12 protein-coding genes are annotated in these 11864 nt (G+C 39.3%); all 12 read right to left on the bottom strand.

Features of this window, described 5'->3' with window-relative positions:
* Window position 1: 1 nt before the first annotated feature.
* Window positions 2-1150 (bottom strand): Leu/Phe/Val dehydrogenase, encoded by a 1149-nt coding sequence (locus H4683_RS11190; protein ID WP_192598922.1) that lies wholly within the window; start codon window positions 1148-1150, stop codon window positions 2-4.
* 28 nt (window positions 1151-1178) lie between these two features.
* On the bottom strand, window positions 1179-1592 hold the full coding sequence (locus tag H4683_RS11185) for a thioesterase family protein (RefSeq protein ID WP_192598950.1): 414 nt from the start codon (window positions 1590-1592) through the stop codon (window positions 1179-1181).
* A 455-nt stretch (window positions 1593-2047) separates the two neighbouring features.
* Window positions 2048-3031, bottom strand: coding sequence for a 3,4-dihydroxyphenylacetate 2,3-dioxygenase (hpaD, locus tag H4683_RS11180; RefSeq protein ID WP_192598921.1), 984 nt, complete (start codon window positions 3029-3031; stop codon window positions 2048-2050).
* Window positions 3032-3054: 23 nt separating this feature from the next.
* Window positions 3055-4563 carry a 5-carboxymethyl-2-hydroxymuconate semialdehyde dehydrogenase gene (gene hpaE / locus H4683_RS11175; RefSeq protein ID WP_192598920.1) on the bottom strand — a complete coding sequence of 503 codons (1509 nt, stop codon included), beginning with the start codon at window positions 4561-4563 and terminating at the stop codon, window positions 3055-3057.
* Window positions 4564-4642: 79 nt separating this feature from the next.
* Entirely contained in the window at window positions 4643-5566 is a 924-nt protein-coding gene (hpaI, locus tag H4683_RS11170; protein WP_192598919.1) for a 2,4-dihydroxyhept-2-ene-1,7-dioic acid aldolase, read from the bottom strand.
* Window positions 5567-5582: 16 nt separating this feature from the next.
* Window positions 5583-6074: a flavin reductase family protein gene (locus tag H4683_RS11165; protein WP_192598918.1), complete on the bottom strand. Its 492-nt coding sequence runs from the start codon at window positions 6072-6074 to the stop codon at window positions 5583-5585.
* 33 nt (window positions 6075-6107) lie between these two features.
* Complete coding sequence (gene hpaB, locus H4683_RS11160) at window positions 6108-7592, bottom strand: 4-hydroxyphenylacetate 3-monooxygenase, oxygenase component (protein WP_192598917.1); 1485 nt, start codon at window positions 7590-7592, stop codon at window positions 6108-6110.
* A 195-nt stretch (window positions 7593-7787) separates the two neighbouring features.
* Entirely contained in the window at window positions 7788-8174 is a 387-nt protein-coding gene (locus tag H4683_RS11155) for a 5-carboxymethyl-2-hydroxymuconate Delta-isomerase (RefSeq protein WP_192598916.1), read from the bottom strand.
* Window positions 8175-8200: 26 nt separating this feature from the next.
* Window positions 8201-8956, bottom strand: coding sequence for a fumarylacetoacetate hydrolase family protein (locus H4683_RS11150; protein ID WP_192598915.1), 756 nt, complete (start codon window positions 8954-8956; stop codon window positions 8201-8203).
* On the bottom strand, window positions 8916-9743 hold the full coding sequence (locus H4683_RS11145) for a fumarylacetoacetate hydrolase family protein (protein WP_192598914.1): 828 nt from the start codon (window positions 9741-9743) through the stop codon (window positions 8916-8918). Before H4683_RS11145 ends, H4683_RS11150 begins: the two co-directional genes overlap by 41 nt.
* Before the next feature lie 297 nt (window positions 9744-10040).
* Window positions 10041-11345 (bottom strand): TRAP transporter large permease subunit, encoded by a 1305-nt coding sequence (locus H4683_RS11140; protein WP_192598913.1) that lies wholly within the window; start codon window positions 11343-11345, stop codon window positions 10041-10043.
* Complete coding sequence (locus tag H4683_RS11135; RefSeq protein WP_192598912.1) at window positions 11342-11845, bottom strand: TRAP transporter small permease; 504 nt, start codon at window positions 11843-11845, stop codon at window positions 11342-11344. Before H4683_RS11135 ends, H4683_RS11140 begins: the two co-directional genes overlap by 4 nt.
* Between the last annotated feature and the right edge of the window lie 19 nt (window positions 11846-11864).

The raw sequence follows: 11864 nt of genomic DNA, 5'->3' as shown, positions 1-11864 counted from the left end.
ATCAGGATAAGTTGCGAATAGACCACTTTGGCTTCATTGCAGCTGTGTAGAAGTTGTTTCGTTTCCCTCTTTCTTCAATTCTTTTCTCACACATTTTATTCGCGGATTCCACTGTTGCGACTCCGCTACTCTCAGCTTCCTTAAATACTTCCAATAGCGCATCGTATATATGTTTCGTTTTGGCAAGTACACGTTCATGATTAATGCCATATAATTCATCCGCCACCTGGATGAGGCCCCCGGAATTGACGATATAATCTGGAGCGTATAGTATCCCTTTTTCTTGTAGCATTCTACCATGACTTCCATGTAGTAACTGATTGTTAGCAGAACCCACAATCCCTTTCACTCTAAACTGGGCGATTGTATTGTCGTTAATAATCCCGCCAAATGCACAAGGAACAAATATATCTGCTTCCTGCGAATAAATATCTTCATTTGCAACAATTGTTACAGTCCCTGGTGTTTTCGTTGCTTTCTCTTCGATTTCCCGTAAGCTTTCTTCATTAATATCCGTTACGATTAGGTGAGCGCCTACCTCAAGCAATCCACTTGCAATTTTGAATCCGACCTTACCAAGACCTTGTATGGAATATGTTAGGCCTCCCAAATCGTCTTTTCCAAAGAGCATTTGATTAGTCGCTTTTATGCCGTATAGAACACCCGCAGCAGTTGGAATCGAAGAGTCACCTCCACCACCATACGCCTCTGGAAGACCGTTGATGAAATTTGTCTCTTTCATCGAGTGGATAAAATCATCCATCGTTGTTCCCATATCCGTTCCCGTATAAAATCGACCGCCTAACGAATTTACAAATTGACCGAAAGCACGAAATAATTCAGGTGTCTTATCCGTCTTTGGATCACCGATAATAACTGCTTTTCCCCCACCAAAATCGACATCGGCCGCAGCGCATTTATAGGTCATTCCCTTCGATAAACGAAGTGCATCTTCTAAAGCTTCCTCCACACTAGTGTAAGGTTGCATGCGACATCCCCCCAGCGCAGGCCCAAGCGTCGTATCATGGATTGCAATAATTGCACGCAAACCTGTTGAAGGATCATTACAAAAAACAACTTGTTCATGGTCACTCATTTTATCGAACAGTTCAAATTCACTTGTCATTGACATACTTTCTACCACTTTCATACGAAAAGCCCCCTTTAGTATTCGTGCATTATAATTTATTTTTAATTAGGAATGTAACTTCTTCTACCTTTTCAATGATCTTCTCCTTCGGCAATATTACTTGCTTCACGTCACCTTTTCCGATTACCCCTAACTGATTTTTTGCCGTGACTTTTGTCAGGACACTATTGGTTCGAATTTCGACTAAAGTGGCTGTTAGTGTAACTGTGGAACCCAGTGGGGACGGGGCTAAATGCTCCAAATGAACGGATGCCCCCATTCCTTCTTCATGACTCTCCAGAAACGGAAGGATTATTTTTCGAGAAACCCATTCCATGTGGTACGTCATTGCCACTGTTGAATAGACAGGATGTACAACTTCACCTTCAAATGCAGCAAACATATCCTCTGTCACAATAATCTCTATCATTTCTTCTCTACCTACTTCCATTCCCCGCTTCATCATCTATCCCCTACTTAAACTATAGTTTATGTAACTAAAAAAAATGCCTTAGATCTCTAGTAAAAAACCATTCTTGTACTATTCAATAAATCAGCAAACCGCAATTGAAAGCGCTTACAATTATAGCGTGATATCTCCTCTCCACATAAGACTAGGACTCTTCTAAATAAACCGTATTACCTCGAAAGTCTATTTTACAATTATTTATGAAAACTGTAAGATATGTGCTGTTACTTAGATTCCATCATATATTATTATATATATGAAATCAAGACTTTCTCTGAAGTATTTCCATAGTCTGACTACTACTAGACTTTCTTTTATTTTGATAACCAGATTTACACATGGCCATCATCGAGCCATACTTCATATTCTCCGGTAATCTTCAACATAGACCACATTAGAAATAAGCACTTCACAATGTGAGCGCCTATTTCTTAATTTTATGCTATTTTTCAAGTCATAATATATGGTTTTCTTTGTTCCAACAATGGCTCTTTATAGTCGATTTCTTCGTCCGTTTCAATATCAACAAACGTACTTGCTTCATTAAACCAGCAATCTGGTGCAACGTGTCCCCAGAATGTCTGGCGAAGCGGATTATTTAAATCCCAGCGAATTGGCTTAATATCTGTATCGATTGTTAAATAATCCCCTGTGTAAAGTTCAACACGGTGTCCATCAGGATCTCTCAAATAGAGGAAAAAGGCATTCGACAATCCATGCCGACCAGGTCCTCTTTCAATCGAATCCGCATAGCCGAGACTCGCTAACACGTCACAACAATCAAGTAAACTAAGTCTGTCCGTTAATGAGAATGCAAAATGATGAAGTCTCGGTCCCGGACCACTCATAAATGCTTGATCATGAACGGTCGGTTTACGATAGAGCCACGCTGCCCATAGCTCTCCCTCTTCAGTATCCGTATACTCTGAACAACGGAACCCTAATTGATTCACATAGAAATCATATGCTTTTTGAACGTCTGGTACAGCACAATTCACATGGTCAATTCGTTGAATCTTCGCCCCGCGATAAAGATCATATCGCTGTAGCATCCGATCTACCGTGGGCATTTCAGCAAAAAACTCTAATGGAATGCCCGAAATATCATGCGCCCGAAGTGTTCTTCCAATTGCATGTTGTTGTCCTTTTGCCATCCATTTTGTTTTCAAACCTTTAGATTTGAAGAGTTTTTCAATTTCCTCAAGATCAGCATCTTTATCTACCTTGTAGCTAAGTACTTCAACGACAGGCTTGTCGCCTTTTTTCAATAGTAAACTATGATGTGAATGTTCTTCTAGACCCCTCAAGTATATGTGGTTTTCATCACTTTCTGTTTCAATCAAACCTAATCCATCCACATAGAACTTACGAGATGCCTGTAAATCTGTTACACGAAGAACGGTTCTTGCAATACGAGTGATTGAAAAATCCATTATTACCACCGTGCTTTCCGTCATTATTTTCCAAACTGTTGGATACGATGCTCTGCAATTGAAACATGAATAATTTTCTGCTCAGTGTAAAAGTCGAAGCCGTAATGTCCACCTTCACGACCGATTCCAGAAGATTTAGATCCTCCGAAAGGTGTTCTTAAGTCACGAACGTTCTGAGCATTCACCCATAACATGCCTGCCTCAACTTTATGTGCTACACGATGACCACGTTTGATGTCGTTCGTCCATACATAGCCGGCAAGCCCGTAGTCAACATCATTTGCCAACTTAATAGCTTCTTCTTCATCTTTAAACGTCATGACTGTCAAAACTGGGCCGAAAATTTCTTCTTGTGCAATGCGCATGCTATTTTCAGCATTTAGTAGAAGCGTCGGTGCAACAAAGTTCCCTTTTGCCATTTCAGCTGGGATTTCTCCTGTTATTACTTCTGCCCCTTCTTCTTTTGCAATATTCAAGTAGCTTTTAACCTTATTATAATGCCCTTTATCTATAAGTGGGCCTACCTCTGTTTCTGCGTCAAGTGGGTTTCCAAGTTTAATATTCATAACACGCTTCTTCAAAGCATCAACAAACTCAGCTTTGATACCTTCCTGTAAAAACAAGCGTGAGTTCGCAGTACATCTTTCTCCGTTAAATGAATAGATTCCCCACACACAAGCATCTAATGCGCGATTGAAATCAGCATCTTCGAATACAATAATTGGTGATTTTCCACCAAGCTCCATCGAACAGCTTTTCAATGTATCGGCACTATTTTTTATAATCGTTGAACCCGTAGTTGTTTCCCCTGTGAATGAAATAAGTTGGACGTCAGGATGCTTTACAAGTGCATCTCCTGCTATCTCACCGAAGCCATGAACGACGTTGAAAACACCCTTCGGAAGCTCAGCCTTATGAATAATCTCGGCCAATAGGTTAGCTGATAACGGCGAAAGCTCAGCCGGTTTTAAAACAACTGTATTACCAGTCGCTAATGCAGGCGCTACTTTCCACGTTTCTAACATGAACGGAGCATTCCACGGTGTGATTAAACCCGCAACTCCAACAGGCGCATGAATTGTATAATTAATAAATTCCTCATCTACTTGATAGGCATCGCCAACAAGACGACTTTCGACCATACGTGCATAAAATCTAAAGTTTTCTGAAGCACGACTTACCATCGCTCTTGTTTGACTAATCGGAAGACCCGTATCAAGTGATTCGAAATAAGCTATCTTTTCAATCTCCTCATCAATCAAATCAGCAATCCGATAAATGTATGCCATTCTTTTCGTAAGTTTCATCGTTCTCCAAGGTCCGTTATCAAAAGCTTCTCGCGCAGCCGCTACAGCTTTATTAATATCTTCAGTGCGACCCTCTGCTACTTCGTTAATTTGTTCATTTGTAAACGGGTTAATGTTTTTAATCGTCGTACCGTTTACAGCAGAAGTGAATTCACCATTTATATAGAGTGAAATATCCTTTTGTGTTTCGTGGTTTAAAGAAGCTTTCTCATGGAAAGATGCCATACTTATCACCTATATCCTCATTATAATTTTGTTATGATCATTAAGATATTTGCTTCTTTTAATTCCATAGATTAAATTCTTATTTTGTAGCTTCTTCCTTAGATAGAATATTGAGGTTCATAAGTGTTTCGCGAACTTCTTCTTGTATTTCTGCAGAAGGTAATCCCAAAGGCATGCGAAGTTTCGGTGTAGCTTTACCCATCATACCGAGTGCTACTTTAACGGGTGCTGGATTTGTATCTTTAAAGAGCACATCATTTAACGGCATTAATTCGAAGTGAAGATTTTGTGCTTTTGCAACGTCCCCAGCTTCCCATGCATTGTAAATTTCCGCTACTTTTTTCGGTTCAACGTTTGCTGTCGCACTTATAAATCCAGCTCCACCTATTGCAAGCATTGGGTAGCAAAGTAGTTCGATTCCTGAAAACAATAGGAAGTCTCTCCCACAGTTTAGAAGTACACGGTTTACGTGTTCAAAGTCTTTATTTGCTTCTTTTACACCGATAATATTTGGGCAATCTTGGGCTAAGCGTTTCATCGTGCTAACTTCCATATTGACAGCTGAACGACCTGGGATATTATAAATAATAATTGGTGTTTTAACTGAATCTGCTACAGTTTTAAAGTGCTGGTAAAGTGCTTCCTGGTTCGGCTTATTGTAGTAAGGCACAATAACCATCGCAGCGTCTGCACCCATTTCTTCTGCATATTTCGTTAGTTCCATTGTTTCATCGTGGTTCGTAGACCCTGTTCCCGGTGCAAAAAACACACGCCCATCAATCGCCTCTTTTGCAAGATCCATCACTCTTTTTCTTTCAGCCATTGTTAATGAGCTTGGTTCTCCACTCGTCCCTGTCACTGAAATTCCATGACTTCCGCTTTCAATTTGCCAATTGATTAATTCTTTTAATGTTTTTTCGTCAATCGTACACTCTTCAGTAAAAGGTGTAATGACAGGACAAATCGAACCTCTTAATCTCTTCTTAGCCTCTGTGTATGCCAATCTAATTCACTCCCTCTTATTCTTGAAGTTCTTTTAGTTCACGATACTTTCCTTGACTAAACAACAGAGGGTCTTTTTGACTGAGCTTGACTCCCGTTACATGTCCGATGAAAATCGTATGGTCACCCGCTACATATTCGCTATGGAGTTCACATGTAACAACAGCTAAAGCATCTTCAATAATTGGCAATCCCTTATAAGTAGAGAATGCAATTTCATGTTCTTCTTTAAGCTGACCTGCAAATTGCATGGACTCTTTTTGCTGGTCACTCGATAAAATATTTACCGCAAACTTTTTAGCATCTTTAATATATTGAAACATTCTTGCATTTTCCCCAACACTAATTGCGACGAGCCTCGGGTTTAAAGAAATCGACATAAAAGCATTCGCTGTCATGCCATGCACTTCTTCAGCAATTTCTGTTGTAATTACTGTTACTCCAGTCGTAAAACTTCCCATTGCATTTCGGAATAATCTATCATCAACCTCTTGCCCTACTATCTGCATCCTATATGCTCCTTCCATACTTTTATTTGCTTTTTACAATAAAATTCCAGCCTCTTTTTTCGTTCTATTTAAAAACTCAGTCACCCTGTCTTTATAGGGCTGTTTATCAAACCCATCATAATAGGAATTAGACATCCTAACTGGGTCCCCAAAGAAGTAATACTCATAAAGTGCTTGACGGTTACCGAATGCACTAATTGAAATATCCCAAGCTAAACGGAATAGTTGTACTTTTTCTTCTCCGTTAATATTCGCACCTTGCGTATAGCGATGAACTAACGGGCCCACATCCGCATTACTAAAGTCTGCTTCAGTTGGCAGTGCCATCAAACCTGAAGCACCGAGAATTTTAATGATTTCAGTCATACGCTGATACACTTTTGGAAACCAGTTTCGAGCTGCATTCAATGGTTCAAAATCTGGTGTCATATTCCCATATTGATCAATTTTCGCATTGTGTTCCGATCTGTATAAATGGGATCGCATCACTTCTAAAATGACCATAATTTCACTTGCCTTTTCTTTAACATGCATGAATTTATCAATACCAATTGACTCCATCATACTAATTACAACACCTAAAATAAATTCAGTTTTCACGGTATTTTTAGCAATGACTTGATGCGTCATATGTATCACCGCATTTGTTTCAGCATACGTCCGGTTACAAATATCTGTGCTTTCGCTTACGAAAACTCTTTCCCATGGTACAAATACATCTTCAAACGAAATGATCGCATCACTTTCATCAAACCTAGCGCCAAGTGGGTGATCCCATTTACTTTTACCGTAATCGAATGATTCACGAGATAGGAATTTTAAACCTGGTGTATTATTTGGAATAGCAAATGCAAAAGCATATGGATCATCTGTAGTTCCCGGAGTTCTATTTATAGTAGAAGGGAATACGACAAGTTCATCAGTAATCCCGCCCAACGTTGCTAAAAGACGACAACCATTCACAATAATTCCATCGGGAGTCTTTTTCGTAATGCGTGCGGATAGGAATGGATCTTTTTGCTCCGCTTGTGTAAGCATCGATCGATTCACCTGTGGATGAATTAATGTATGCGTTAGGCTAATATCATTCTCACGTGCATATTCATAATAATTTTCAGCATTTTTAGCAAACTGTGCGCTCCCCCCGTCTTCTTGTGCAAAGAACTTACTCGCAGTACCAAATGCCATAATACTTGTGTTCAAATAGTCTGGCGATCGCCCCATCATTCCACCGGAAAAACCTGCCCATTCAGAATGCATTTCACGTCTTTTAAACAGATCTTCTTTCGTTTTAGGAGCAATAAAAGAAAGACCCACTTTTTTTCCTGACGTCGGTGAGGTATAGAGCATCTTTTCCGGCTTTTCATGTTGCAAATCATAAAGGCCTGCGACACTTTCAACAACATTTTTAAATGCTGGGTGTGTTGTAACGTCTTCTACTTTCTCACCATGAATCCAAACTTCTGTTTTACGCTCTTTTATTCCTTCAATATATTCTTTCCCTGTACGTGCGCCCATTCCTTCTCCCCCTTATTTTTCAACTCCACTTGTAAACGCTACCAACTCATGCACAGTCATCTTTTTAAAGGTTCAATTAACCGCAGCAATTTCCCAGAACCATTATGACTGTGTAAACTTTTTGAATTTTTCTAACCTTCCTTTTTTATCATATAACAAATCATATATGATTTCAAGTAGTGTTTTCACAATTCATTATATTTTGAATCGGGAATGAATATTATTTTGTTTATAAGTACCTGCTTCACTGAATTCTATAAGTTCCATTGATAGTGCTAAATAGCGCTTCGACATTACTGTTTCAAAATGTTCTTTAATCACTTCAAATAGCGCATCACCAGCTTCTTTCTTTATTTCTTCTGAGCGTCCAGCAGCAATTTTTAACACTGCATGGACAAATGCATCATCTTCAGCGCCATCCGCTACTCGATAATCCTTAAGTTCAATCGCTCTTGAACGAAGACCACCTATCGGAAAAATAGTGTCTCGAGCTATCAAAACTTCATGAATCTTTTCAAATAAATTCGCGATATTTGCCTCGTCTTTAATATTATCCGTATATTCTACAATAAAATGTGGCAATTAAATCATCCGCCTCTCACTTTTTATCAATTTAAAAAGAACTCATCTCCAACAATTGTGTTCACTAAACGACCGATTCCTTCCACTTCCGTGACAACGACATCTCCAACGGCTGTATCAACAGATCCTTTAGGTGTACCTGTAAGAATAATGTCATTCTCACTTAATGTCATAAAGCTACTTAAATACTCAATAAGTGCCGGAATATCGAAAATCATATCCGCTGTCGTTCCTTCTTGCACGAGTTTACTATTGACGTGCGTCGTCAATTTTAAATTCATTGGATCAGCAACATCTTTCGCATCGACCATCCATGGCCCCATCGGTGTACAGGTGTCACGATTTTTCACGCGTAAGTTTGGACGGTAATAATTTTCCAGATAATCTCTAATCGCATAATCATTTGCAACACTATACCCTTTAATATGTTTGTAAGCGTCTTCTCTTTTAACATTTCGAGCTGTTTCACCGATAATGACTGCTAATTCACACTCATAATGCATATACGTGACCTCTGCTGGACGAAGCGTATACGCTTGGTGCCCAATAAAAGTATTTGGCCCTTTTAAAAAGACAAGTGGCTCTGTTGGTGCGTCAAATGCAAGTTCTGCCGCATGATCTGCATAGTTAAGCCCTAAAGCAAACACTGTTCGTGGTTCTACCGGTGTAAGCCAAGTAACTTCCTTCTCCCCAACTATTCGACCATCATCTAATTTGAGGCCGCCTTCCCATTCAATTGCTTCATGAATAGAACCGCCATAAGCTACCCGTGCTGTTTTCATTTTGTTTCCCCCATTCGCGTTCTTTCTCATCGACAATGCTATTTTCCAAACTACCAATACCTTCTATTTCAACCCGAACATTATCGCCAGTTTTTGCATGTGGCGCTTCTTCTGGTATGCCAACTAGCAATACATCTCCTGCACTCAATGTCATATAATCGGTTACATTTGCAAGCAACTGAGAGACCGGACGAATTAGATTTGACGTCGTGTTTTCTTGGCGCAGTTCATCATTAATGAAAACACGAACAGCTAAATTGTCGGGATTTGCTACCGCATCACGATCAACAATCCACGGTCCTACTGGGCAAAATCCATCACGCGATTTATGTTGAACAGCTGGGCGGTATACGCTTTCATGCGGCACGCTTACATCGTTAACAACCGTATATCCCGCAACATAGTCTAGTGCTGCTTCTTCACTTACACGTGATGCTTGCTTGCCGATAACAATTCCAAGTGCTGCCCCAATTTCTAACGCTACCAACCCTTCTGGCATTGGAATCGCGCCACCATTACGGTTGAATGTATTCGCTGGTTTAATATAAAGAATAGGAGCAATTGGCGGTGCACTATACGGCTTTTCATTCACAGTCTCACCTAAACCTTCGAGTGCCCCCCGATAGTTCAACAACGTGCCGAAAACCGTTCCTGTAATCGGACTATCTAACTGAATTTTATTGGCGCTCAACTCACTACCCTCTAGCACGACTGTATTCGTTTCTGTATTCACATCTACTGTAACTAATTCATGGACACCTAACACTTTAATTTTCGCCTTGCTCATACGTTTCACTCCTCCAACTATTAGATTACTTTTTTCAACCAAAATAATTCTTTATCCTACCTCGCATCATAATCATATATTATTTAATATACCATTTCAATAATTTGTCTGATTTTTTCCTAAATTATTTAATTCTAATAAATTATCGTTTCATGAGTTCATCAAAATTAAAGCCACAACTTTGATTGAACTTTCATTTCATAAAAACAATATCTCTTTGTCATTCAGAAGGTTAAAACTTATAAAAATAAACAGTCATTCAAAATGACTGTTTATTTCATAGTATTTTTTTGGACACTATCCCTTCATTAAATCAGGTAATAGGGTCACTACATGTGGGAAGAGTACAATGACTAGCAAGCAAATAATCATCGCAAGCAACATAGGAACGACCCCACGAAATATCTTTTCAATCGGAATATCTTTTGCTACTCCACTAATTACATAAACACTTAGTCCAAGCGGCGGCGTTATTAAGCCAATATTCATCACTAAAACCATAACAACACCAAACCAAACACCGTTAAATCCTAACTCGATAATGAGTGGATACACAACCGGTAACGTCAATACAAATATCGCAATCCCTTCTAAAAATAACCCCAAAATAAAGTAGACAACCAAAATGAAAAACATTATCGTCATTGGAGACATATTTAGATTGCTAACATATTCAGTGATCAGAACAGGAATTCGACTTAAAGCCAAAAACTTACTAAAGATATCCGCACCGATTAAAATGAAGAAAATCATCGCTGTTAATCTTGTTGTTTCGTTAAGCGATGCTTTGAAGTCAGCCCAACTTAGTCTCCTAGTTACTAACGCCAATAGAAAGGCTCCAAATGCACCAATTCCACCCGCTTCAGTAGGGGTAAAATAACCTTGATAGATTCCACCAATACTTATCAAAAACAGTAAAGCGAAAGGCCATACACTATTTAATGACTTTATCTTCACCTTAAATGGCTTCTTTTCAGTAACTGGGGCCAATTCAGGGTTTCTCACAACCATAAAGTATATAACCGCCATAAAGAGAGCCATTTGTAGTATTCCAGGAACAATTCCTGCAATCAGCAGCTTCCCGATAGGCTCCATTGTTAGTACACCATAAAGAACTAATATCACACTTGGAGGTATAAGGATTCCAAGCGTCCCTCCCGCTGCGACACAAGCGGCGGATAAACCAGGGTCATACCTATACTTTTTCATTTCTGGCAAAGCGATTCTTGCCATCGTTGCTGTTGTCGCATTCACCGATCCGGAAATCGATGCAAAAAGCGCACTTGTTCCAATTGTCGTAATTGCTAGTCCACCTCGTACATGTCCAATCCAGGAATCGACAGCCGTATATAGGTCATTTCCAAACCTACTATAGGAAAGAATCATTCCCATTAAAATGAACAACGGAATCACACTCAAAGAGTATGAACTAGCTGTACTAAATGGGGTACTCCCCAATTGAACAAGTCCCGTCTCCCAATTACGAATCATTGAAATACCAACAACTCCGACAATAATTAGCGACACGCTAACTGGAACCTTTAACATAAACAAGACAAGCAAGACGATGATTCCGACAAGACCAATCATTTCTGCACTCACGATTTATCCACCGCCAATAGCCAATATTTAATTGCACTAGCTAGTGCAACAAGCGCAAAGACGCCGAGTGTAAACGTAGCTATGTACAAAAATGGATAAATGGGCCACCCCAAATCACTTGTTGTCGTCATTCTTCCCATTATGCGTGTAGCATTCGCAAATACATGGTTTGCCATGATTACTAGCGTTGTAAAAATAACGAATTCAATGAACCCATGCAAAATATTTTTCGCCTTATCCGGAAACTTATTGACAAGAAAGTCAATACTAATATGTTCCCCATGTCGATGTGTCATTGCTAAAGCAAAAAATACAAGCAACGCGGAGCTTAACTCAGTCATTTCAAAGGTACCTGCTAATGGTTTATTAAAGAAATTTCTACCTATCACATCAAAACTAATCATCAACATCATAAAAATTAATAAACCGTTTGAAATGAGCTGTTGCAGACTTGTTAACTTATATAATAAGTTATCAATTGTCTTCAATCTTTGCACCATAAAATCAACTCACTCTCGC

It is taken from the genome of Sporosarcina limicola (assembly GCF_014873855.1).
In the GTDB taxonomy this organism is placed as follows: Bacteria; Bacillota; Bacilli; order Bacillales_A; family Planococcaceae; genus Sporosarcina; species Sporosarcina limicola.
This window is presented reverse-complemented; position numbering and strand designations above follow the sequence as displayed.